Consider the following 22,045-nt stretch of genomic DNA (forward strand, 5'->3'; position numbering starts at 1 on the left):
CTGCCTCCCGGCCAGGCACGAGTCCGGGACACTTGCCGCCATGGATCACCTGAGCGTCGCAGGCGCGACGTACGCCGTCGCCCGCGCGTCACGAGAGGACCTCGCCGAGATCGTCGCGCTGCTGCGCGACGACCACCTCGGCGGCACCCGCGAGCTCGACGAGCTCGCGCCGTACGAGACGGCCTTCGCGGCGATCGACGGCGACGACCAGCACCTCCTCGTCGTCGTGCGGGACCAGGACGGGACGGCCGTCGCGACGATACAGCTCACGGTGCTGCCCTGCCTGGCCCGGGGCGCGTCGACCCGGCTCCAGATCGAGGCGGTGCGCATCGCCGCCTCCGCTCGCGGAGCTGGTCTGGGGACGGCGCTCTTCACCTGGGCCCATGACTGGGGCCGGGGCCGCGGGGCCGTGCTGGCGCAGCTGACGACCGACAGGACGCGGGTCGACGCGCAGCGGTTCTATCGGCGCCTGGGCTATGTGAGCAGCCACGAGGGTCTGAAGCTCGCGCTCCGCCAGCAGCCGTCTGGAGATCCAGGACCAGACCTGTCCGCTTGACGTGGCACGGTGCCCGGATGGACACCAGCCCTCGCCAACTCCAGATCACCTTCGACGCTCGCGACCCCCGCGCCCTCTCCCGCTTCTGGCGCGACGCGCTGCACTACGTCATCCCGGGCCCGCCCGGCGTCGACCTGCCGGCGGACGCGGACCCGCTGGCCGCCTGGGACGACTTCCTCGCGCGCCTCGGCGTACCACCGGACCAGCGGAACTCGCGCTCGGCAGTCGAGGACCCCACCGGGCACGGCCCCCGGCTCTTCTTCCAGCAGGTGCCCGAGGACAAGGTCGCCAAGAACAGGGTCCACCTCGACATCCGCGCCACCCCCGGGCTCGACGGCGGCGAGCGGATGGCGGCCCTCGAGGCCGAGTGCGAGCGGCTCGTCGCGTTGGGCGCGACCCGGGTGGCCCGCGTCGAGCCGGATCCCCCGATGGCCTCGGGCCACATCGTGATGAGGGATCCCGAGGGCAACGAGCTCTGCCTGGACTGAGTTCCTGTCAGCCCGCGGGTCGCGGGGACACCAGCACGCCCACCTTGTCGATGCGGTGCTCGGGGTTGCCGAACCGGTCCGACCAGTAGTTGCCGACCGCGTGGTCCTCGGCGGTGGCGCACGTCGACAGCGTGATCATCGCCCGCGCCGGCTCGACCCCCGGACGCCCGGGGACCGCGGCGGACTGCCGTGCCAGGGACCGCTTCGAGCGGAACGACGTCGAGCGCGTCGTCGTGATCCGATAGACGTAGGTCGTCCCCGCGGAGCGCACCCGCACCCGTTGCCCGACCTGGAGAGCGGGAAGGTCGCGGAACGGCGCCGAGTCGGAGGTCCGGTGCCCGGTCACGATGAAGTTGCCGACCTGTCCCGGTCCGACGCCGCCGCCCGGACCTCGGGGAGAAGCGGTCGGACCGCCGTTCTGGATGCGGGTTCCGGGTCCGTCGTCCGGCGTGCCGCGGTAGCGGATGACCGGCACCCGGTCGAGGCCGATCGCCGGGATGCTCAGGTGCGAGCGACGCGGCTCAGGGTCGGGCGGCGCGGGCGCGGGCCTCTCGGCTTCCTCCGGCCGCTCGGTCGCGGACTCGCTGGGCGGCTTCATCTCGGGCGACCCCACCTCGGCCAGCTGCTCCTCAGCCGCGCCGGACTCTCCGGCGCCGGCGTCCGAGCAGCCGGCGAGCAGGAGCCCCGCCACCACCCCGGCGAGGAGGCCTGCGCTCCTCACGACTCCGCCAGCTGGTCGTCGAGGAACCGCACGGTCTGGTCCATGGCGGCGTTGAACGCCGGCCCGAACGCGTGCCCGTCGTCGTACCACCGCAGCCGGGAGCTGACTCCCGCCCGCTCGAGCGCGCGCTGCGTCGCGGTGGCCCACCGCGGCGGACAGGTGTCGTCATAGCGCCCGTGCACCATCAGCACCGGCTCGGTGATCTCGTCGAAGTAGGGCCGCGAGGAGTTCTCCCGCCAGGCACGCGGGTTGTCCTCGGGTGTGCCGTGGCGGCGGACCAGCTCCTCGCGCCGGGCGGAGTCGCCCGGGTCCGGTGCGATGAACTGCTCGAAGTTCTCGCCCTCCAGCGAGGAGACCGACGCCCACAGGGCGGCCCCCTGCACGAGACCCGGCTCGGCGACCAGCGCCTTCAGCACCACGCCGCCGCCCATGGACCGGCCCATCAGCGCGACGCGGTCCGCATCGACCGGGACATCGTCGGCGTCGCGCAGCGCCTTGACCGCGTTGATCACGTCGGCGCTGTAGCCCAGCCGCAGCCGCGCCAGCGACCGGCGGTCGTCGTCGGACTCGGCGTGGTTGCGATAGTCCACGTGCAGCGCGATGTAGCCCCGGCTCGCCAGGTAGCCCCGCTCGCGCGTCATCCCCTGACCCCGCTCGTAGACCGCCGGATCGATGTAGCCGTGGGCGAGCACCACCGCCGGGAAGTCGCCGCGACCGGTCGGGACGTTGAGCACCCCGGAGATCGTGTAGGACTCCTCGCCCTGCGGGGTCGTCGAGCGGCTGCGATAGGTCACGTCGTACGACGTGTAGGCGTCGGTCCGCTCCCGCACCGCGCCCAGGCGGAGCCGGTCACCGCGATGCTGCTGCTCGGCGAGGCCCAGGACGGAGACAGGGCGAACCTTCGGCTCCGGTGACGCCGATGGCTCCGACGAGGATGAGTCGGTCGGCTCGGCCGCGCTGGGCGAGCTGGAGGGGTCCGGCTGATCAGCCGTCCCGGGCTCGGCGTCGGAGCTGCAGCCGACCAGCAGGAGCACGCCCGCCAGCAGGGCGACCCCGAGCCGTCCACCTGCACGCATGGGGCACCTCCACCGGTCCGGACCGTGAATGAGCTTTCAGCCTAGCCATCGCCCCCTCAGGTGCTGCGGTGCTCGGACACGTCGGAGAAGCCGTTTCGAGAGACCACATGGACGACTGACTTCTAGACGTTCGGGCACGGAAAGCCGCGACGGACGGCACGCTCCAGCAGGCCGAGCGAGGCCCGCAACGCCTTCTCGTCGATCACCGGGAAGATCGCCTTCCACTCGGGCAACGCGTGCGACCAGTCACAGAAGGACGTCACGCGTGTCCGGTCGGCGCCCACCGCCTCGAGCTCGTAGCCGTACACGTGCCCGATGGGCGGCTTCACGGTGCCTTCGATCGTCCACTCGACGACGGTCGGGTGAGTGAGCCGGGTGATGATGACGCGCACGTCGTAGGTCCCCATCGGCAGATCTCCCAGGGCCTCGCGATCCATGTGCACGACGAACGCATCGCCCACGGCCGTGGCCGGACCGCCGTCGGCCGACTGGAGCATCCCACTGGAATCGATCGCGACGTGTCCGTCGGGATCGGTGAGCACCGCGAAGACCGCATCTGGGGCGGCCGGGATGATCCGGTGTGCTGAGATCCGTTCGGTCATGCAGGGCCTCCCGGCGCGATGGCGTGCTCGTCCGACCAGCATGACGGGTGCCGGGGCCGGTCGCACCCGGCTTTGATGCCGGCTGGTGGGGTACCTGCGCGGCATGAGTGCGATCGACGACCTCCTGACCCGCTGTCAGAGCAGCCTCGACCGGGTCGAGCCTCGCGATCTCGCTGCCGAGGTCGCGGCCGGCGCCCTGGTCGTCGACACCCGTCCCGTCGAGCAGCGCGAGCGCGACGGCGCCCTTCCCGGGGCGCTCGTCGTCGACCGCAACGTCCTCGAGTGGAGGCTCGACCCGACCAGCCCGGACCGGATCCCGGAGGCGACGTCGGCCGACCTGCGCATCGTGATCGTCTGCAACGAGGGGTACAGCTCGACCCTGGCAGCGGTCACGCTGCGGGCCCTGGGACTGCATCGGGCGACCGACCTCGTGGGCGGCTACCAGGCCTGGCTCACCGAGGTGCCTGTGAAATTGCGCCGACTGGGCTGTGAAACTGCGCCGACTGGGCTGGGGGTGGGAGCTGACTACCCCCGCCCCAGCAGGTCCTCGACGCTTGCCAGCGGCACGAGGGCCCCGACCTGGCGGTGAAGGTCGGGGTCCACGCTCACCAGCGCGTCGGCCTGCAGCCGCGTGATCGCGACGTACTCGGCCGGCTCGAGACTCTCCCAGCCCTGCTCCACCGCGACCCGCCACGCCGTACGACGCGAGACCCGGTCGCCGAGCAGGCGCATCTTCACCTCGGTGAGCCGCTCGTGGCAGGCCAGCGCGTCCTTCTCGGTGCGGCCTCCTGATCGGACCTCGTCCAGGAGCAGTTGCAGCGCCTCCGAACGGATCCAGTTGGGGGCGACGAGCTGATGGCCGGGATCGACCGGCAACGCGTGGTCGACGAGGTGCAACAGCGTGGGCGCATCGATGACATAGCGGGCCATGCACCGAGGCTAGGCCCGGATCAGCTGTCGCGGCTCTTGTCGAGCACCGAGAAGTCAGCGTCCAGGTCGACGTCCCACTCGACGTCATCACCGTCGCGGACCTCGACCTCATAGGCCTGGGTGCCGTCGTCGCTGGCCTCCACGTCGACGATCGTGCCGCCACCGACGGCCTCCAGGGCCGCCTTCTCGGCGGAGGTGCGCTCTGCGTCGCTCAGCACGCGGTCGTCGGCGTCCCGGGTGTCGGCCCGCCCGTCGTCGCCGTCGTCGCTGCCGTCGCTGTCGTCGTCCCGGTCATCGACGTCCTGGCCGACCACCTCGAGGTCCTTGTCGAGGGCGACGTCGGTCTCGGTGCCGTCCTCGCCACGCACCTCGACCTCGTAGGCCTCGCCCGCGTCGTCGCTGGTCTCGACCTCCACTGCCTCCCCGCCGCCCACGGCCTCGACGGCGGCGGCGGCGACCCGGTCGCGTTCGCCGCCCTGGACACTCTCGTCACCCGCGGTGGCGGTCCACACGGTCCCGCCGATGCCGAGCACGGCGACCGCCGCGATCGTGGGGATGAGGACGCGCTTGCCGGGGAGCTTGGCGATGTTCATGGGGAGCCTTTCGTCGAGGTGGCGAGGGGGTTCCTCACCTGATGACTCCATGCTGCGACGACCTCGCTGAAGCCAGCCTGAACGCCGCTGAAGGCGCGTTCAGGAAGCGCCCGGCAGCCGTACGACGAAGCGGGCGCCGCCGAGCGCGGAGACGGCGACGCCGACCGACCCACCATGGGCGGCGACGATCTCACGCACGATGGCCAGGCCGAGCCCGCTCCCGCCCGCGTCTCGGGCACGCGCCTCGTCCAGCCGGACGAAGCGCTCGAAGACGCGCTCGCGCTGGTCCTCGGGGATCCCCGGGCCGTCGTCCTCGATGACGAGCTCCACGCCGCTGTCCTGCTCACGGACGCTCACGGCCAGCCTGGTCCGCGCATGCCGCACGGCGTTGTCGACGAGGTTGCGCACCACCTGCGCGAGCGCGGCCTCGTCGCCCCGGACCCGACCGGCCCCGACCCCGGAGGTGTCCACGGCAAGGCCCGCGCGACGTACTCGCTTGGCCTCGGAGAGCACCAGGTCGTCGAGGTCCACGTCCTGCTCGGGGCGGGCCGTCGCGCCCTCGTCGGCGCGAGTCAGCATCAACAGCTGCTCGACGAGGCGCTGCATGCGCACGGACTCCTCCATCACGGCCTCGGCGAGCTCCCCCTCGGGAAGGGCACCCGGATGAGCGCGGGCCACCTCGGCGGTCTGACGGATGCTGGCCAGGGGCGATCGGAGCTCGTGGGAGGCGTCGGCGACGAACTGGCGTTGCTTGTCTCGTGAGTCCTGCAGGCGTCCCAGCATCTGGTTCATGGTGCGAGCCAGGCGGTGGACCTCGTCGCGCGAGGACGGCTCGGGCACCCGCCGGTCGAGTCGGTCCCCGGTGATCTGCTCGACCTCGCGGCGGATCCGCTCCACAGGGGCGAGCGCACGGGTGGCGACGACCCACGTCGTACCGCCGACGAGCAGCAGGACCAGCGGAAGTCCGACGACCAAGGGGGTGACCAGCGCGTCGGTGGAGTCGTCGACGTCCTCCAGCGAGACCGCGACCACCACCACGTAGTCGGCGTCACCGTCCGAGGCGTCGTCGGTGACCACGAGGTAGGGGTGGTCGCCCTCGGCGAGGCTCACTCGGTCGCCATCGTCGGCGGGCAGCACCTCGCCGAGCGGCTGCGAGGCACGGACCACGCCGCCCTCCTCATCGAGGACCTGCCAGACGAGCTCCTCCGGCTCGTCGAGATCGTCCTCGTCTCCTTCCCCCTCCCCCTCCCCGTCCCCGTCACTTGAGGGCTCGGCGGGGAGACCGGTGCGCTCGATCTCGTCGGCGAGCGACGAGGCACGCTGCTCGGCGCTGGACTCGAGCCCGTCGCGCAGCGACCCGCGGACCAGCGCCACCAGCGCGAGCGCCGCGACGACCAGCACGACCGCGACGACCAGCACGGCGGCGGCCGTCGTCCGGAGCCGGACCGACGCGCGGCTCCCCCGCTGCTCAGCCACCGTCGCTGCCCAGCCGGTAGCCCGCCCCGCGCACGGTCTGGATCGCCTCGCGGGCGAAGGGCCGGTCGATCTTGTTGCGCAGGTGGCGGATGTAGACCTCGACGATGTTGGGGTCGCCCTCGAAGTCGACGTCCCACACCGCCTCGAGGATCTGCCGCTTGGAGACCACGTCGCCCTTGTGGCGGGCCAGGAACGCCAGCAGCGAGAACTCGCGCGAGGTCAGCGAGATCTCGACATCCCCGCGCCAGACTCGGCGGGCGGCCGGGGCGACGCGGATGTCGCCGGCCTCGAGCTGGGTGGGTCGCTCGCGGGCCCCGCGACGCGCCACCGCGCGCAGTCGCGCGACGAGCACCGGGAACGAGAACGGCTTGGTGAGGTAGTCATCCGCGCCGGTGTCCAGCCCCTCCACCTGGTCCCACTCGCCGTCCTTGGCGGTCAGCATCAGGATCGGCGTCCAGTCCTGCTCCGCGCGCAGCGTCTCGCACACCTTGTAGCCGTTGATCCCGGGCAGCATCAGGTCGAGCACGATCACGTCGTAGGTGTTCTCGCGTGCCAGCCACAGCCCGTCGGTGCCGTCGTGGGCCACGTCGACCGCGAAGCCCTCGGCCTCCAGGCCCAGCTTCAAGGAACGGGCAAGCCGCCTCTCGTCATCGACGACGAGCACGCGCATGAGGGCCTCCGGGGATCGGGAGCGGCCATTGTGGCGCAGATCGACTGAACGCCCGCTGAACGCTCAGTCTCCCTCGATGAGGTTCTGGTAGGAGTCCGCCTGCTGAGCCGTCAGCCCGTCTGCGCCCACGTGGATGCGCAGCAGCACGTGGTCGTCACGGTAGTGCCGCTCGACGCCTCGCGGGTCGGACATCCCCAGCTGGAGGGCCATGAGGTACTCCGCCCTCGCCCGGGCCGCGTCGGCGTCGCTCCACACCTCGAGGACCGCGCCGCACTCGATGCCCACCACGTCGCAGGAGGCGCGCTCGTCGTACACGACCGCGCTCTCGGCGGACGCCTCCGGGCGTTGGATCGGCCCGTTCGCATCCGCCTCGGTGGGCACCTCGACGACCTTGGTCACCGAAGGATGCCCCTCGAGGTCCTCCACCACGGAGTCGAAGTCGCGCTCCTGCGCACCACAGGCAGCGAGCAGCACCAGCGTGACCAGGCCCGAGAGGATCCGCAGCATGCGGACAACCTAGCGGCCGTCCACGCTAGACCCGCGGCCCGTAGACCAGATGGACCACGCCCGTCTCGAACGGCGTCGCGGAGAGCAGCCGCAGGTGACGCTCGGGCCCGCCGTCCTCGAAGAGCCGCAGCCCCGACCCGGCCGTGGCCGGGTGCAGGAAGAGGTGCAGCTCGTCGAGCAGCCCGGCGTCGATGAGCTGGCGCACCACCGACACCGATCCGCTGAGCGCGATCCGGTCGATGCTCGGGTCGCTCTTGAGCGCGGCGACGGCCGGCACCAGGTCGCCGTGGAGCTGCTCGGTGTTGCGCCAGGTGAACTCCTGCGGGGTGCTCGAGGCGACGATCTTCCGCATCTCCCCGAGCCGCTTCGCGAACGGCGCGTCCTCCCCGCCCGCTGCCTCGCGCTCGGGCCAGGCGCCGGCGAAGCTCTCGTAGGTCACGCGACCGAAGAGCATCACGTCGGCCTGGTGCGTGCCGTCGACCGCCTCGCCCATCTGGTCGTTGAAGTAGGGGAAGTGCCAGTTGCCGAGGCCGGGGTCGACACCACCGTCGAGGGCGGTGAAGAGGCTGGCGGAGATGGTGGCCATGAGGGTCTCCTTCGTCGTCCTGTTCGATCCTGACGCATACGACCCGCGCCGACGGCCGAAGTCATCGGACGCCGCGGCCGGCCGCCGCCTCCGTCCACACCCGGCTAACGTGGGGTGATGACCTCCGAGATCCCCAACGCACTGCTCCGCGGCGGCCCCGGCGACGGGGAGCTGGCCTACATCGCACGACCGGACGACACGCTCTCCTACGAGGACGTCGGCGGCGGCTCGATCACCTATGTGGGCACCGGCGGGACCGAGGAGCGCGACGGCGTCACACTCCAGGTGTTCGAGCCCAAGTAGCCCTGGACCGACGGGTAACTGGAGTTCTCCACGCGCCTGGCGCCTGAAGAACTCCAGTTACCTACGAGTCCCTCCTACAGCCGCCAGCACGACGACGCAGCCGGCAGCCCGGCGAACCTCGCCTCCAGGAACCCGTAGACCTCCGTCGCGTTGTTGAGCATCCCGCCGACGTGGCCCGGGCTCACGTTGGCGCTGAAGCGGACCTTGGCCCCGCCGTCGCACCAGTCCCTGGCCAGCTGCTTGCCGACCCGGAAGGGAACGACGTCGTCGAGCGCGCTGTGCGTGACCAGCACCGGCACCTGGGGAGCGCGACGGCCGATGCGCTGGTCGTCGATCATCGTGCGGAACGGCTCGCGGGTGATGAGCTCCGCGAGGTCGGCCCCGTCGGCGGTGAACTGCTCGGAGCTCTTGAACGCGGAGCCGAACAGGTCGAGCACGCAGTCGTCGGCGATCTCGTCGTACATCTGCCTGCCGGCGTCGTTGAGGAAGGGATCCATGTCGACGCCGTAGCTGGCCGTCTGCCCCGCGATGGCGAACCACGAGAAGAGGGAGAACAGCGAGCCGTCGATGGCTCCCGGCAGCGCGGTCAGGTCGGCCGGCACCGCGCCGGCGACAGCGCCCTTGACCTTCAGCTCGGGGGCGTACGACGGGGCGAGCTCGGAGGCCGACGCACTCCCGGCGCCGCCCTGCGAGTAGCCGTAGAACGCGACCGGGCTGGTCACGCTCAGACCACTTCCGGGCAGGCGCTGCGCCGCCCGGACCGCGTCGAGGACCGCGTGGCCCTGCGACTCGCGGTCCATGTAGGTGTGCATGCCCTCGGTGCCGAGCCCCTCGTAGTCGGTCATCGCGAGGGCATAGCCGCGGGCCAGCAGGCCCGCCATGAAGAGGCCCTCGTACTCGAAGCCCTCGCTGAACATCCGCGACGGCGCACAGCTGTCACCGATCCCCTGGGTCCCCACGGCGTACCCGATCACGGGCCGCTTCCCGGGGCCCACCCATGGAGCCTTCGGTACGAAGACCGACCCGGAGACCGCGATCGGGTCACCCGTGCGGTCGGTCGAGCGGTAGAGCACCCGCGTCGAGGAGAAGGCCACCGTGGTGGCGCCGGCGGGGTCGAGCAGGAACTTCATCGGCTCGCTGCGCACGAGGTCGCCGTTGGCTGCGGGCAGGGTGGCCGGCGCCTGGTAGAAGGCCGGGAGCGGATCCTCGGCGTGGACGGGTGAAGCGGTCATCGAGACGGTGACGGCGATCGCGATCGCAGCCACCACCCCCCTGAGATTGATGAACGGCACTAGGCTCCCTCTCGTTACCTGCGGGTAGGTCGGGGGAAGCAGACCATGTGACGCGTGTCATGAGCAATGGTTGATCCACCGGCACGACGAGGAAGGCGGCAGAACCCATGAGCAAGGTCAGAACGAGGGCGACCACCCTCCGGCTCCTGGGCGCCGGAACACTGCTGGCCAACGCGGTCCCCCACGGCGTCAAGGGCCTGACCGGCCAGCGATTCCCCTCGCCCTTCGCCAGGCCGCCGGGAGTCGGATTGTCGTCGCCCCTGACGAACGTCGCGTGGAGCACGATGAACCTGGCGGCCGGGGCGCTGCTGCTCCGGGGCGGGGCCACCACCCCTCGGGACCGGCTGACGGTGGCCGCGGGCGCGACCGGGATGGCCTTCTTCCTCGCCCACTACTTCGGATCGCTCGAGGGCGAGCGCTGACCACGAACGAGCGCCGTCTCCTCCTCGCCGTCGACGCGCCCTCCCTGCTGCACCGCAACCACCACGCTCGCGTCGAGAGCGACCTGCGTGACCGGACCGGCCGCCCCGCCTGGGCGCTGCACGGGATGCTGCGCCAGATCCTCGAGGCGATCGACCAGTTCGCTCCGGACGCCGTGCTCTTCGGGCTCGACGACCGCGTCTCCTCGGTGCGGGAGACCGCCTACCCCGCCTACAAGGCCGGCCGCGCCGCCAAGGACCCGGCCCTGATCGACCAGCTCGAGCGTGCGGGCGCACTGCTGGACGCGCTCGGCTTCCACACCCTCACCCCTCCTGGCCTGGAGGCCGACGACGTCAACGCGTCAGCCGCGACCTGGGCCGAGCGCGAGGGCTGGAACTGCGTGATCATCACCTCCGACCGCGACTCCTTCGCCCACATCAGCCCGCACACCCAGGTCCTGCGGCTGATCAACGGCGGCATCAACGCCTCGCCCCTGCTCAACCCCGCGCGCATCCAGGCGCTGTACGGCGTGGCGGCGGAGAACTACCTGGAGTTCGCGGCCCTGCGGGGCGACGCCAGCGACAACCTGCCCGGCGTGCCGGGGATCGGGGAGAAGACCGCGCCGCTGCTCCTCTCGCAGATGGGCTCGATGCAGGCGGTGTGGGCCGACATCGACCATTGCGCCGGCGAGAACCTGGTCGCAGCGCTCGACTCCTACTGCGAGGAGATGGGACTGCGCCGGATCGGCTCCGGGCTGCTCAAGCGCCTCACCGCTCCGGGCGCCCGCGAGCGCTACGAGTTCAACCTCTCGATGATGTCGGGACGCACCGACCTCGACCTCGGTCTCACCCCGGACGTCCCGGGCTCCCCCGGCCTGCTGCCGCTGCCGCCCGACCGGGTCTCGCGGGTCGTGGGGCACCTCGGCGTCGGCGCGACGACGCAGCTCGCGCTGCGGGTGCTCACCGAGCCGCCGGCCTCGACGCAGTAGTTGTCAGCCTCCCGCGCCCTGGATCGTGCGGTGGTTGCGGATCACCTCGTCGATGATCAGGTTGAGGAACTTCTCGGCGAAGCGGGGGTCGAGCCCGGAGCTCTCGGCGAGGGCGCGCAGCCGCTCGATCTGGAACGCCTCGCGCGCGGGGTCGGCCGGCGGCATCTGGGCGCGGGCCTTGAGCTCGCCGACCTGCTGGGTGCACTTGAACCGCTCGGCGAGCAGGTGCACCAGGGCCGCATCGAGGTTGTCGATGCTCCCCCGCAGTCGTCCCAGCTCCTCGGCGGCGTTCTCGTTCGTCACGACGCCCATGCAACCAGATCCCCGCCAGGCTCCTACGCCCCCACCACGTCGCGGACGATTCGCCTCACCAACGGGAGGCGTCGACGCACCGGCAGTCGCCCCGCCGCGACGTCCTCGAAGAGCGAGCCCACGGTCTCGGCGGCGCAGCCCCGGTTGGTGCCGATGCCGCCGACGGGACCCCGCTTGATCCAGCCGGTGACGTAGGTGCCCGGCAGCGCGAGCCCGCTGACCGGGTCGACCACGCGGCCGGACTGGTGCGGGATCGTGCCGGTGGCCTCGTCGAAGGGCAGCCCCGGCACCGGCACGCCGCGGTAGCCGATCGAGCGCAGCACCAGCCCCGCCGGGATCTCGGCCTCCGCGCCGGCGCCCGTCGTCTCCTTGAGCCGCACGCCGACGGCCGCGGCGTCGCCGACCACCTCGACGGGCGTCGCGTGGAACCGCAGCACCAGGCGCCGCCCGGCGGCAGGTGCGGCCGACCAGTCGATCGGCGCCACGGGGGCGCCGCTCAGCCACGAGGCCTTGTCGCGCGGACCCGCCGCGGCGATCGTGTCTGCCAGCTCGGCGTCGCCGTCCACGACGACCTCCAGCCCCGGCGTCTCGCGCAGGGCGTGCAGCTCCGACCGGCTGTACGACGCGTGCTCGGGGCCGCGTCGACCGACCAGGACGACCTCGCGCACCCGACTGCGCCGCAGCGCCGCCAGGGCCCTCGGCGCGATCGCGCTGCCGACGAGCGAGTCCGGCTCGGCGAGCAGGATCCGGGCCACGTCCAGGGCGACGTTGCCGTTGCCGATGACGACGGCGCGCTCAGCGGAGAGGTCGATCGCGGCGTCGGGCACGTCGGGGTGGCCGTTGTACCAGGCGACGAAGGTGCGCGCGGCCATCGAGCCGGCGAGCTCCTCGCCGGGGATATCGAGCGAGCGGTCGGAGGCGGCGCCCACGGCGTAGATCACGGCGTCGTGCTCGGCGAGCAGGTCGGCATGGCTGAGGTCGACGCCGATCTCGGTGCCGAGCCGCATCCGGACCCGCGGGTGGTTCTGGAAGGCGGCGAAGCGGTCCCCCATCCGCCGGGTGTCCAGATGGTCGGGGGCGACGCCGTAGCGCAGGAGGCCACCCGCGTGCTCGAGTCGGTCGACCATCGTGATCCTGCAGCTGGTCGTCAGCAGCGTCTGGACGGCATAGCCGGCCGAGGGTCCCGTGCCGACCACCGCGATCCGCAACGGCGAGGAGCCGTTGGGCAGCGACGGCGGGAAGACCGGAGCACCCCACTCCGGGCTGGCGTTGCCGTCGGCGAACCAGGCCGCGTTGATCTCCGCGTAGGCCTCCTCGGCGCCGCGCAGCTCGTCGACCGGCTTGATGGCGTCGACCGGGCAGGCGTCCGCGCAGGCACCGCAGTCGATGCACGTCTGCGGGTCGATGTGCAGCATCTCGGTGCTGCCGAAGGCGCGCTCCTCCGGCGTGGGGCTGATGCAGTTGACCGGGCAGACCGACACGCAGGAGGCATCGGCACAGCAGGCCTGGGTGATCGCGAACGCCATCGGCTCAGACCATCCCGACGCGCTTGTAGATCGCCATCGCCGGGCGGGTGAGCAGGCCGACCTCGGCCAGGAAGTGCATCAGGTGGGCGCAGCTCGAGCGCATCATGGTCTTGTGGTGCTCGTTGCTGCGCACCTGCTCCAGCGCCCGCTCGGTGTCGAGACCGGCCGCGGCGTAGACGTCCTTGTTGACCATGTTCTTGACGATGAAGTAGGCGGCAGCCGCGATCACCATGGCGCTGGAGTGGCGCCGCGCGGCGCTCACGCCCTGCATGTGCTCGCGGATCTCCTGCCGGGCGAACTTCATGTGCCGCGACTCCTCGACCACGTGGATCTCGCTGGTCTTGCGGACCAGGGGCAGCACGTTCTCCCCGCGCATCCAGTCCCGCTGCATCACGTCGAGGACCTCCTCGGCGACCAGGATCCCGCCGTACGCACCCTCGCCGAAGGCGGTGGTCTTGAACAGCCGGCCCAGCTCGATGCTGGTGCGGGTCGGGAAGTAGGCGTCGATCCCCATCTTCTCGCAGGCGCGGGCGAACATGATCGAGTGGCGGCACTCGTCGGCGATCTCGGTCAGCGCGAAGCGGAACTCGGGGTTGGCGTAGTTGGTGACGTACTGGTCGCGCAGCACCATCTGCTGCAGGATCATCTCGAACCAGATGCCGGTGCTCATGATCGAGGCGACCTCGTGCCGGGTCAGTGTCACCCGCTGCTGCTCGGTCATCTCCTCCCACATCTGCGTCCCGTAGAGCGTGCTCCACTCCGCGTTCAGTCCGTAGTGGGAGGGGTCGAGGGGGGCGTCCCAGTCGACGTCGGTGGCCGGGTCGTAGGACAGCTCCGCCGAGGACGCCAGCAGGCGCCGGGAGATGTCATTGACGGATCCGGTGGTGCTCGTGGCCGGCTGCGCGAACGTGGTCATCTGAGCCTCCGAGAGAGTGAGCGTTACGGGTACACGTCGTACCCGCAAGTTGTACGGTACGCGACGTACCCCCTATTGACCAGACCCTGTCCACGTAAGATTCCGGACATGTCCCGCAAGCCCTCCGAGCCGAGCCCCACGGTCGTCGAGGCGGCCAAGGACGGGCGGGCACGCCGCTGGTCGGGGCAGCACGAGCGCCGCCGCGCGGAGTTCGTCGAGGCCGCGCTGCTCGCCATCGCCGAGCACGGGCCCGACGCCTCCACCGAGCAGATCGCCCAGCGCGCCGGGGTCGCCCGGACCCGCCTCTACAAGCACTTCGCCGGCGCCGCCGAGCTCAACCAGGCCATCGCCGCCCGGGCCGTCGATCTGGTGACTGCCGAGCTCGAGCCGGTGTGGAACCCCCAGGGCACCCCGACCGACATGATCGGCACCGCCGTGGCCACGCACCTCCGCTGGCTCACCGAGCACAGCAACCTCTATCGCTACCTCACCAAGCACTCCGTCAGCGGCCACGCCGAGGGCTCCGACGTCGTCGCCGACATCAAGGGCAGCATCGCCCAGCACCTGGCCGAGCTCTTCGCCGGCTATCTCACCCTCTTCGAGGTCGACACCGGCCTGGCCGAGCCGCTCGCCTGGGGCCTGGTCGGGTACGTCGACTCCGCCGCGACGCGCTGGGTCGAGAACCCCGGCGCCACGACCTTCGAGCAGATGTCGGACTTCCTCGCCCGCGGGATCTGGGCGATCCTCGACGACGCGCTGCGCAGCTACGGGCTGACCCTGGACCCGCACGTGCCGCTGACTCTGTGACGGCCCCGGCCCTCTTGTGAACGGCGGCACACTGGGTCCTTTACCGTAGGGAGACCCGCTCGGTCAGGCGGGGATGGCCATCGCAACGAGGGGAATCGATGCACGCCACCGCCCGGGAAGCCGCACGCCAGCAGGCCTCCACCGACTGGGAGTACGTCGAGGACGTGCTCGCACTGGCCCGCAAGCACCTGCAGGCCGATCTGGTCTGGATGTCCTCCCTCGACGAGACCCATCACGAGATCCGGGTCTCCAGCGGACACGACATGGACGTCGCGGTCGCCAAGGCCGCGCCCTTCGAGGGGTCCTACTGCACGCGCGTCCTGTCCGGCCAGCTTCCGCCGGTCATCCCGGACGCCCGCCACCACCCCGTGGCCCGCGAGCTTCCCATCACGACGTCGCTCGGGATCGGCTCCTACATCGGGATCCCCTGGCACGACGCCGACGGGAGAGTCGGCGGGATGGTCTGCTCACTGAGTCGCGACCCCAAGCCGGGGATGGGCGGCGAGGAGCAGCGCTTCCTGAGCGTGATCGCCGAGCTGATCAGCAACCACGTGCGCCGGCTGCGCACCGACGACTGGCATGCCGCCCAACAGGACTCCGAGCGGGTCCGCCGGGTGCTCGAGACCCGCGACGTGCGGATGGCCCTGCAGCCGGTCATCCGGCTCCGCGACGGCGTGGTCGTCGGCTACGAGTCCCTGGCGCGGTTCTCTCCCGAGGTCTTCCCCAGCCCCGTCCATGCGTTCGCGGCCGCCACGCGCGCCGACCTGGGCGTCGAGCTCGAGCTGCTGGCGGCGCAGAAGGCACTTCAGCTGCGCGACCAGCTGCCCCCCGACGTCTGGCTGAGCGTGAACCTGTCGGCAGACGCGTTGGTGGACGACGCCGTCCAGGCGACCCTGCTGGCCCACGAGCACCCGGGGCTCGGCGTGGAGCTCACCGAGCATGTCCAGGTCAGCGACTATGCCGAGCTGACGGCCCGCACCGACCAGCTCCGCGCCGCCGGCATCTCGATCGTGGTCGACGACGCCGGCGCCGGGTTCGCCAGCTTCAGCCACATCCTGCGCGTCTCCCCCGACGTCATCAAGCTCGACCTCGACCTGACGCGCGACGTGGACAGCGACAAGGTGCGCCGCGCCCTCACTCGGGCCCTCGTCGACTTCGCCCGCGACACCGAGGCGCCCCTGGTCGCCGAGGGCATCGAGACGCAGGCCGAGCTCGAGACGCTGCGTGAGCTCGGCGTCGACTACGGACAGGGCTACCTGCTCGGCCGGCCCGCCTTCCCCCCGCTGCCGTAGCGCTCCGTGTGCACCGCCTGCTCGAGTGGTCGCTTCGCCCGCCACCCGTGCCGCTCGAGGTCGGGCACCTCCTGCAGCGCCGAGACCCTGCCCACGCACAGCCACGCGATCGGGCGCACCTCGTGGGGGATGTCGAGCAGCTCCTGGAGGAACTCCTCCCGGTAGAACGACACCCATCCCACTCCCAGCCCCTCGGCCGTGGCCGCGAGCCAGAGGTTCTGGATCGCCAGGCAGGTCGAGTAGAGGCCGGCGTCCGCGATGGCGTGCCGTCCGAGTACGGCGGGGCCGCCGCGCGCCGCGTCGTACGTCACGACGACGCCGAGGCCCGACTCCATGACGCCCTCGACCTTGATCCGGTCGAACGTGTCACGCCGCTCGCCCTCCAGAGTGCTCGCGAACACCTCGCGCTCACGCTGCACGTGCTCACGGAAGCGGGCCCGGGTCGCCTTCGAGCGAACGAGCACGAAGTCCCACGGCTGGGTGTGCCCGACGCTCGGCGCGGCATGCGCGGCGCCCAGCACCCGAGTGAGGACGTCGTCGGGCACCGACTCTCCCGTGAACTCGGCGCGCACGTCGCGGCGCCGGAAGATGGTCTCGTAGAGGTCGCGTGACAGGTGGCTCGGCAGGTTGTTCGGCAGGTTGTTCGACATGGGGGCAGGCTCCCGCAGCTCGGATCGATGCGAGGCCGGTCTTCGGACTTCCCGTCGTCATCGTGCGATCGCCTTCCCGGGCCGACGAGGTCCAGTGGCTGCGCCTGGGCGCGTGATCGACGACTCGAGGTCACCGCAGCGGGCCCTGTGCCGGAGTCACACCGGCTTCCCGATTCTCCCCTGGTGGGGCACCTCGCAGGTTGTTGCCGGCGCCGAACCTACCGCCCTCGCCGTCGGCCGAGGTCTTAGGGCCCTGCCCAACCTCGGCGCGGCGCTGATTGACTGTTCGGTCGTGGACATGCGCCGCGGGTGGTGTTTCGTGACGGTGGCGTTCGGCTGGACCTGGACGCTCGGCTTCTCGGCCGCCGCCCTGGGCGGGGGCGCCGGCCGCGCCCTCGTACAGGTCGCCCTGCTCGGCCCGGTCGTGGGCGTGTTCGTCATCCTGTGGGCCGATCCCGCGCTGGCCCGCGCACGCGACCTCCTCCGTCGCCGAGCGGGAGCGGGGCCCGGCGTGCTGCGCAGCGGGCTCGTGCTGGCCGCCCTGTGGTCGACCTGGGAGGTGCCGCTCTACTTCGTGGACGGCAGCCCGCTGCACGGTCTGGACCCGGGCTCGGCCGCCTTCTGGGGCTCCCTGGCGGCCCGCCCTCCGCTCGCCCTCCTGGCCGTCTGGGTGACGCGGCCCCGTCGCAGGACAGTCGTGGCACCTCATCGGGCCGGCTCGTGCTGACTGGGTGTGTCCGTACTGCGAGGACCTGCGGGGCGCGGTGAACGCGATCGCGAGCCGCGAAGGTCGACGACGGACGACGACGAAAGCAGATCAGCGCGCCGGCTCGGACGTGCCTCGCGCCTCGTCGCGGCCGGCGACCACCAGGTATCCGTCGCTCTCGGGGTCGAAGGTGGTGGACTGCACCGTGAGCCCCACGCTCCGCAACTGCGCCACGAGGTCCTCGTACCGGTAGGGCCAGATGGACAGCCGCTCCGAGCAGGCTCGCACTGCCCCATCCGGCTCGATCTGGGCAACCACGATCTCGAGGAAGTGCTCCTGCTCCCAGTGCTGCTCGATCTGCCAGTGGTAGCTGACCACCGCATCGCGGTCGTTGCGGCGGATGAGCCGATCGCGGACGTCTATCCGTGAGCCGGCCGAGCGCACGCGCTCCCAGTTGCGCGACGTGAGCACGAGGCGTCCGCTCGGCTTCAGCAGCCGCGACATCGCTTCCAGTGCGGTCAGGCGCCCGGCTGCGCCCTCGGCGTGCCCGAGCGAGTTGCCGACGCAGAACACCAGATCGAACGTGGAGTCCTCCAGGTGGTAGGACAGCTCGTCCCAGCTCACGCGGAGGGCCCGCAGCGAGACACCCTGCTCACGGGCGACCTTCTCGGTCCGGCGAACCATCCCATCGCTGGCGTCGGTGGCGACCACGTCAAGGCCGAGACCCGCGAGACCGACGGCGAGCTGGCCGGTCCCGCACGCGCAGTCAAGGATGCGTGCGTGGGGCGGCAGAGAGCCCACGACGTCGCTGCCATAGACCGCGGCGGCCGTGGCGGGGGTCAACTTGTCGTCCCCGATCAGCCACTCGTACACCTCGGAAAGCGCCCCATAACCAGCCACCGCAATCACCTCCCTCACTCGACGACACGCGGGCCTGGCCGCGCCGGCGATTCGCACCTTGCGCCTCGCTCTGTGCCGGGCCGCGTCAACGAAGCACTGAGCAGGACCCAACCACCTCCGTCCGCTGAGGTTCCACCGGATTTCCAGTGGGGAACCGCCGGCAAGAGTCTTTGCCCGAGGAATCGCGTCGGGAATGACGCGTCCACGCCCTTTGGTTTCTACACTGATTGAGTGAGCAACCAAGCCCCCCAGATCGAGCAGCTGCGAGCCGAGCTCTCCACCCTGGAGGCCCTCGACATCGCCCTGCGCGACGCTCAAGGCGTGATGGACCTCCTCTTCGGAGCTCGCGACGGTGATGCCGCCCGGGAGGCGCTGCTCGCCCACTACGACTTCAGCGACACGCAGGCCGACGCCGTGATGAGCATGCAGTGGAGTCGCGTGACCGAGCGCGACCGCCAGCGGATCCGGCAACAGCGCCGCGTCGCCGGCCGCCGTCTCCAGGACCTGCTCGTCACCTAGAGCCGGCCCCGCACCCACTCCACTGCCTGCGACACGCCCTCGACCAGCTCCACGCCCTGCGGCACCGCCGGTCGCCGTACGACGACCACGGCCGCGCAGCAGCGACCCGCGGCGTCGAGCTTGGCGGAGGTGTAGGCCCCGCCCGAGTCCTTGGTGACCACCACCGCGACGTCGTGGCTCCTCATCAGCTCCAGCTCGCCGGCGAGCTCGTAGGGGCCACGGTCGAGGACCGAGGTCCAGTTGGCGGGCACGGGCCTTGCGTCGATGTCCTCCAGCGGGTCCACGACCCGGGCGAGGACCGGCCGGTCCCCCAGCTCGGCGAGATAGGCGTCCAGCCGCTGGCGCCCGATCGTGAGCAGCACAGTGCGACCGGGCGCCGCCAGCCGGGCGGCCGTCTGCGCGGCCGTCTCGTGGTCCTCCACCCAGTGCCAGGCACCGCTGTCCGGGTGCTCGGACCAGCCCGGGCGAGCCACCCTGATCAATGGCACCCCGGTCCGCGCCGAAGCCTCAGCGGCGTGCCGGCTCATCGTCTCGGCGAAGGGATGGGTGGCGTCGATCAGAGCATGGACGTCGTGCTCGCGCAGCCAGGCGGCGAGCCCGTCGACCCCGCCGAAGCCGCCGTGGCGCACGTCGCCCTCGGGCAGGCGGGGCCGGCTGACCCGGCCGGCCAGCGACGACACGACGGGCAGTCCCTCCCGGACGAGCGCTGTCGCCAGCTCCCGCGCCTCGGCGGTGCCGCCCAGCAGGAGGACGGTCACCTCAGCGGCGGCGCAGGAGACTCACGGCGAAGTCCGCGTCGGGGCTGAACGGCACCAGGTCCCAGGTGGCGAAACGGCTCTCCAGCTGGAGCCCGACCGCCTCGAGGTCCTCGTCGAAGCGCTTGAAGGAGTAGGGCTCCTGGCGCCGGAACCCGATCACGATCCGCCCTCCTGGTGAGACGTGCGCGGCGAGCCGCTCGAGCACCTGACGCTCGGTGTCGGGGGCGACGAAGTGCAGCACGTTGCCCGCCATCACGACGAGGTCGAAGGGCTCCTCATCGAGGTCGAGCTCGCTGAGGTCGGCGGTGATCCAGGTCGGTCCGGGGTGGTCCTCCTCGGCCGCGGCGATCAGCTCGGGGTCGACGTCCGCGCCGACGACCTGATGACCGCGGGCGTGCAGCGCTCCCCCGACCCGGCCCGGGCCGCATCCGGCGTCGAGGATCCGCGACCCTCGCGGCACGAGGGCGTCGATCAACCGGGCCTCACCCTCGAGGTCGGCGCCCTCCGCCGCCATCGTGCGGAAGCGCTCGATGTACCACTGAGCGTGGCCTTCCTTGGTGTCGGTGAACCAGCGAGGTGACGTCATGTCCCCATGCTCCCCTATCGCCCCTCACCGGCCCTATCGCCCCTCACCTGCTGGCGTCGCCTCGACCGGGGAGCCGGTCGAGGACACGGCGGCGGACCGCTCGCGCCACGCGTCGCGGCGAGCGACGCTCGCGGCGGGCCCTCTCCTCGCGCAGGGTCTGATTGGCCAGACGCAGGCGCCTGACCTCGTCGCGCAGCTGGTCACGACGGGCCTCGACCCGCTGGACCCGCTGTCGCGCCTGGCCCAGCTGCTCGTGATGCTCTTCCAGCCGCTCGAGGACGACGTCGTTGAGCAGGGTCAGTGCCGTCGGGCGCACCTCTCCGGGGGCGGGAACCTGCGCGTCGGGGTCGCTGCGGACCAGCCAGACGCTCTCGCCGGGGTTGACCTTGAGCCACTCGCTCATCGCCTCGCCCACGAGCGCGCGCGGGGTGATCCGCTGCAGGGAGAGGCCGGACTCGATCAGCCGGTCCTCGAAGTCGTCGCCGTAGTAGCGGACGTGGTCGGCCTGCCCGAAGCGGGCGATGCGCTCCTCCTCCGGGGCCGAGGGGTCCTCATCCGTGGTCGTGCCGGGCCGCCAGGGCACCTGCAGGATGCCGAGCCCTCCGGGCGAGAGGACCCTCGCGATCTCGGCCATCGCCCGACGGTCGTCCGGCACGTGCTCGAGGACGTGATAGCAGACCAGCAGGTCGACCGAGTCGTCCGCGCAGGGCAGATCGGTCAGGCTGCCGAGCACGTCCACCAACCGGTTGTCCGCCCCGAGGTCCAGGCGCAGGTGACGTCGTGGCTCGAGCCGCTCCAGGAGCGGAGTGACCGCCGTCGACGGTGCCACGTCGAGCAGGGTGCCGATCGAACCGAGCGTCGGCCGCAGCGAGCTCAACAGGATCGCGAGGAAGCGGTGCCGCTCCAGGCTCCGGCAGCGCGGGCACGAGGCGTCGGGCCGACCCCCCGGCCCAGGCTTGAACTCGCGGCGCACCACGTGGTCGCACACCGAGCAGTACCGGCGTGGATAGGTCGACAAGCTGGTCACGGTGCTCCCTTGGACGGCGCTGAGATCGTGGCCACCCTAGGGGGTCCGCGTCAGTTGAGGACCCGCATGGTCGACGGCACGCCGCCTCCGCGGTGAACGTCCTCGACCAGCTCCTGCAGCGCGGTGAGCGCGACGTTCTGCGACAGCGGGCCGTAGGAGACGCGGGCCACGCCCAGCTCCTGCTGCCGCGCGAGCGACGGTGTGCCCGGGATCCCGATGGTCGTCAGGCGCTGCGGCCCGAACGCCTCGACGAGCGTGGCGATCTGGTCCTCGTCGAGGATCGCCGGCACGAACACCAGCGGCGCACCGGCGTCCAGGAACGCCTTCCCTCTCTCGACGGCGTCGGCCAGGTTGTCGGCCGCGTCACGGTCGCGCTGGAGGTGGAAGGCGTCGGTGCGGGCGTTGAGCGCGAACTCGACGCCCTCGGCCTCGGCGGCCCGCATGATCGCCTCGACCTGCGCGGCCGCCTCCGCGAGCGGCTTCATCTGGTCCTCGATGTTGGCCCCCACCACGCCGAGACCGATCGCCCGGCGCACAGTCTCGGCCGCGTCGCCGTACCCGCCCTCGAGGTCGGCGGTGACCGGCAGGCTGGTGGCGGCGACGATGCGTCCGATGGATTCGAGCATCAGGTCGAGCGGGATGTTCTCCCCGTCCTCGTAGCCGAGGGACGCAGCGATCGAGTGACTCGCGGTCGCGAGCGCCTTCGTGCCGGGCACGTCGCCGACGACCTTCGCGCTGATCGAGTCCCACACGTTCACGACCGTGAGCAGCTCGGGGTCGCGGTGCAGGCGCATCATCTCGCGGGCACGGTCCTGGGTGTTCTGGTCAGCGGTCACGG

The 22,045-nt window shown here is 71.5% G+C and carries 29 protein-coding genes and 1 riboswitch; of the genes, 10 read left to right on the plus strand and 19 right to left on the minus strand.

Features of this window, described 5'->3' with window-relative positions:
• The first annotated feature begins 40 nt into the window (after positions 1–40).
• Together ACYU7L_RS17710 and ACYU7L_RS17715 are read left to right on the plus strand one after the other, a co-directional pair.
• Entirely contained in the window at positions 41–556 is a 516-nt protein-coding gene (locus ACYU7L_RS17710) for a GNAT family N-acetyltransferase (protein WP_460799411.1), read from the plus strand.
• Positions 557–573: 17 nt separating this feature from the next.
• Positions 574–1,044, plus strand: coding sequence for a VOC family protein (locus tag ACYU7L_RS17715; RefSeq protein ID WP_460799414.1), 471 nt, complete (start codon positions 574–576; stop codon positions 1,042–1,044).
• Positions 1,045–1,051: 7 nt separating this feature from the next.
• Here the strand turns inward: ACYU7L_RS17715 and ACYU7L_RS17720 are convergent, their stop codons facing one another.
• The 3 genes from ACYU7L_RS17720 to ACYU7L_RS17730 all read right to left on the minus strand — a co-directional run bounded on the left by ACYU7L_RS17720 (position 1,052) and on the right by ACYU7L_RS17730 (position 3,443).
• A complete protein-coding gene (locus ACYU7L_RS17720) occupies positions 1,052–1,765 on the minus strand; it encodes a class E sortase (protein WP_460799417.1) in 714 nt (237 codons plus the stop codon).
• On the minus strand, positions 1,762–2,841 hold the full coding sequence (locus ACYU7L_RS17725) for an alpha/beta hydrolase family protein (RefSeq protein ID WP_460799419.1): 1,080 nt from the start codon (positions 2,839–2,841) through the stop codon (positions 1,762–1,764). Before ACYU7L_RS17725 ends, ACYU7L_RS17720 begins: the two co-directional genes overlap by 4 nt.
• A 122-nt stretch (positions 2,842–2,963) precedes the next feature.
• Positions 2,964–3,443, minus strand: coding sequence for an SRPBCC family protein (locus ACYU7L_RS17730; RefSeq protein ID WP_460799423.1), 480 nt, complete (start codon positions 3,441–3,443; stop codon positions 2,964–2,966).
• 103 nt (positions 3,444–3,546) lie between these two features.
• Here ACYU7L_RS17730 and ACYU7L_RS17735 point away from each other — a divergent pair, with 103 nt between their 5' ends.
• Complete coding sequence (locus tag ACYU7L_RS17735; RefSeq protein ID WP_460799426.1) at positions 3,547–4,032, plus strand: rhodanese-like domain-containing protein; 486 nt, start codon at positions 3,547–3,549, stop codon at positions 4,030–4,032.
• Here the strand turns inward: ACYU7L_RS17735 and ACYU7L_RS17740 are convergent.
• The 6 genes from ACYU7L_RS17740 to ACYU7L_RS17765 all read right to left on the minus strand — a co-directional run bounded on the left by ACYU7L_RS17740 (position 3,969) and on the right by ACYU7L_RS17765 (position 8,205).
• Positions 3,969–4,373 (minus strand): hypothetical protein, encoded by a 405-nt coding sequence (locus ACYU7L_RS17740; RefSeq protein WP_460799429.1) that lies wholly within the window; start codon positions 4,371–4,373, stop codon positions 3,969–3,971. The genes ACYU7L_RS17735 and ACYU7L_RS17740 overlap by 64 nt on opposite strands.
• A gap of 20 nt (positions 4,374–4,393) precedes the next feature.
• A complete protein-coding gene (locus ACYU7L_RS17745) occupies positions 4,394–4,966 on the minus strand; it encodes a PepSY domain-containing protein (protein WP_460799432.1) in 573 nt (190 codons plus the stop codon).
• Positions 4,967–5,065: 99 nt separating this feature from the next.
• Positions 5,066–6,442: a sensor histidine kinase gene (locus ACYU7L_RS17750; RefSeq protein WP_460799435.1), complete on the minus strand. Its 1,377-nt coding sequence runs from the start codon at positions 6,440–6,442 to the stop codon at positions 5,066–5,068.
• Positions 6,435–7,112, minus strand: a complete 678-nt coding sequence (locus ACYU7L_RS17755) for a response regulator transcription factor (RefSeq protein ID WP_460799438.1) — start codon at positions 7,110–7,112, stop codon at positions 6,435–6,437. The genes ACYU7L_RS17750 and ACYU7L_RS17755 overlap by 8 nt, the downstream gene beginning before the upstream one ends.
• 63 nt (positions 7,113–7,175) lie before the next feature.
• Positions 7,176–7,619 carry a hypothetical protein gene (locus ACYU7L_RS17760; RefSeq protein ID WP_460799440.1) on the minus strand — a complete coding sequence of 148 codons (444 nt, stop codon included), beginning with the start codon at positions 7,617–7,619 and terminating at the stop codon, positions 7,176–7,178.
• A gap of 25 nt (positions 7,620–7,644) precedes the next feature.
• Positions 7,645–8,205: a dihydrofolate reductase family protein gene (locus ACYU7L_RS17765; protein WP_460799442.1), complete on the minus strand. Its 561-nt coding sequence runs from the start codon at positions 8,203–8,205 to the stop codon at positions 7,645–7,647.
• A gap of 117 nt (positions 8,206–8,322) precedes the next feature.
• Here ACYU7L_RS17765 and ACYU7L_RS17770 point away from each other — a divergent pair, with 117 nt between their 5' ends.
• Entirely contained in the window at positions 8,323–8,508 is a 186-nt protein-coding gene (locus ACYU7L_RS17770) for a hypothetical protein (RefSeq protein ID WP_460799444.1), read from the plus strand.
• Positions 8,509–8,582: 74 nt separating this feature from the next.
• Here ACYU7L_RS17770 and ACYU7L_RS17775 read toward each other — a convergent pair whose 3' ends face one another.
• Entirely contained in the window at positions 8,583–9,776 is a 1,194-nt protein-coding gene (locus ACYU7L_RS17775; protein ID WP_460799446.1) for a lipase family protein, read from the minus strand.
• A gap of 131 nt (positions 9,777–9,907) precedes the next feature.
• Here ACYU7L_RS17775 and ACYU7L_RS17780 point away from each other — a divergent pair, with 131 nt between their 5' ends.
• Together ACYU7L_RS17780 and ACYU7L_RS17785 are read left to right on the plus strand one after the other, a co-directional pair.
• Entirely contained in the window at positions 9,908–10,222 is a 315-nt protein-coding gene (locus tag ACYU7L_RS17780; protein WP_460799847.1) for a hypothetical protein, read from the plus strand.
• On the plus strand, positions 10,219–11,208 hold the full coding sequence (locus ACYU7L_RS17785) for a 5'-3' exonuclease (protein WP_460799839.1): 990 nt from the start codon (positions 10,219–10,221) through the stop codon (positions 11,206–11,208). The genes ACYU7L_RS17780 and ACYU7L_RS17785 overlap by 4 nt, the downstream gene beginning before the upstream one ends.
• A 3-nt stretch (positions 11,209–11,211) precedes the next feature.
• Here the strand turns inward: ACYU7L_RS17785 and ACYU7L_RS17790 are convergent, their stop codons facing one another.
• From ACYU7L_RS17790 to ACYU7L_RS17800, 3 genes are read right to left on the minus strand one after another with little or no spacing between them, the layout of a single operon-like run.
• Positions 11,212–11,520: a chorismate mutase gene (locus ACYU7L_RS17790; RefSeq protein ID WP_460799448.1), complete on the minus strand. Its 309-nt coding sequence runs from the start codon at positions 11,518–11,520 to the stop codon at positions 11,212–11,214.
• A gap of 23 nt (positions 11,521–11,543) precedes the next feature.
• Positions 11,544–13,046, minus strand: coding sequence for an FAD-dependent oxidoreductase (locus ACYU7L_RS17795; RefSeq protein WP_460799451.1), 1,503 nt, complete (start codon positions 13,044–13,046; stop codon positions 11,544–11,546).
• A 4-nt stretch (positions 13,047–13,050) separates the two neighbouring features.
• Complete coding sequence (locus tag ACYU7L_RS17800; protein WP_460799452.1) at positions 13,051–13,962, minus strand: AurF N-oxygenase family protein; 912 nt, start codon at positions 13,960–13,962, stop codon at positions 13,051–13,053.
• A 108-nt stretch (positions 13,963–14,070) separates the two neighbouring features.
• On the opposite strand from ACYU7L_RS17800, the gene ACYU7L_RS17805 reads away from it, so the two are divergent.
• Both ACYU7L_RS17805 and ACYU7L_RS17810 read left to right on the plus strand, forming a co-directional pair.
• Entirely contained in the window at positions 14,071–14,769 is a 699-nt protein-coding gene (locus ACYU7L_RS17805; RefSeq protein ID WP_460799455.1) for a TetR/AcrR family transcriptional regulator, read from the plus strand.
• Between the two features lie 98 nt (positions 14,770–14,867).
• On the plus strand, positions 14,868–16,061 hold the full coding sequence (locus tag ACYU7L_RS17810; RefSeq protein ID WP_460799457.1) for a sensor domain-containing phosphodiesterase: 1,194 nt from the start codon (positions 14,868–14,870) through the stop codon (positions 16,059–16,061).
• Here the strand turns inward: ACYU7L_RS17810 and bluB are convergent.
• Positions 16,022–16,711 carry a 5,6-dimethylbenzimidazole synthase gene (bluB, locus tag ACYU7L_RS17815; RefSeq protein WP_460799460.1) on the minus strand — a complete coding sequence of 230 codons (690 nt, stop codon included), beginning with the start codon at positions 16,709–16,711 and terminating at the stop codon, positions 16,022–16,024. The two genes, ACYU7L_RS17810 and bluB, sit on opposite strands and share 40 nt — an antisense overlap.
• A gap of 16 nt (positions 16,712–16,727) precedes the next feature.
• A riboswitch (cobalamin riboswitch) is annotated at positions 16,728–16,917 on the minus strand.
• An 86-nt stretch (positions 16,918–17,003) separates the two neighbouring features.
• Between bluB and ACYU7L_RS17820 the strand changes: the two genes are divergently transcribed.
• A complete protein-coding gene (locus ACYU7L_RS17820; protein WP_460799463.1) occupies positions 17,004–17,438 on the plus strand; it encodes a hypothetical protein in 435 nt (144 codons plus the stop codon).
• A gap of 90 nt (positions 17,439–17,528) precedes the next feature.
• On the opposite strand, the gene ACYU7L_RS17825 is transcribed toward ACYU7L_RS17820, so the two are convergent.
• A complete protein-coding gene (locus ACYU7L_RS17825; protein WP_460799466.1) occupies positions 17,529–18,317 on the minus strand; it encodes a class I SAM-dependent methyltransferase in 789 nt (262 codons plus the stop codon).
• 231 nt (positions 18,318–18,548) lie between these two features.
• Here ACYU7L_RS17825 and ACYU7L_RS17830 point away from each other — a divergent pair, with 231 nt between their 5' ends.
• Positions 18,549–18,836: a hypothetical protein gene (locus ACYU7L_RS17830; protein WP_460799468.1), complete on the plus strand. Its 288-nt coding sequence runs from the start codon at positions 18,549–18,551 to the stop codon at positions 18,834–18,836.
• On the opposite strand, the gene ACYU7L_RS17835 is transcribed toward ACYU7L_RS17830, so the two are convergent.
• From ACYU7L_RS17835 to ACYU7L_RS17850, 4 genes are read right to left on the minus strand one after another with little or no spacing between them, the layout of a single operon-like run.
• Positions 18,833–19,594, minus strand: coding sequence for a cobalt-precorrin-6A reductase (locus ACYU7L_RS17835; RefSeq protein WP_460799469.1), 762 nt, complete (start codon positions 19,592–19,594; stop codon positions 18,833–18,835). The two genes, ACYU7L_RS17830 and ACYU7L_RS17835, sit on opposite strands and share 4 nt — an antisense overlap.
• A 1-nt stretch (position 19,595) precedes the next feature.
• Positions 19,596–20,180 (minus strand): class I SAM-dependent methyltransferase, encoded by a 585-nt coding sequence (locus tag ACYU7L_RS17840; RefSeq protein WP_460799471.1) that lies wholly within the window; start codon positions 20,178–20,180, stop codon positions 19,596–19,598.
• 43 nt (positions 20,181–20,223) lie between these two features.
• Positions 20,224–21,207 carry a class I SAM-dependent methyltransferase gene (locus ACYU7L_RS17845; protein WP_460799473.1) on the minus strand — a complete coding sequence of 328 codons (984 nt, stop codon included), beginning with the start codon at positions 21,205–21,207 and terminating at the stop codon, positions 20,224–20,226.
• Positions 21,208–21,257: 50 nt separating this feature from the next.
• Positions 21,258–22,043 (minus strand): isocitrate lyase/PEP mutase family protein, encoded by a 786-nt coding sequence (locus ACYU7L_RS17850; protein WP_460799476.1) that lies wholly within the window; start codon positions 22,041–22,043, stop codon positions 21,258–21,260.
• Between the last annotated feature and the right edge of the window lie 2 nt (positions 22,044–22,045).

Source organism: Nocardioides pacificus, assembly GCF_054775955.1.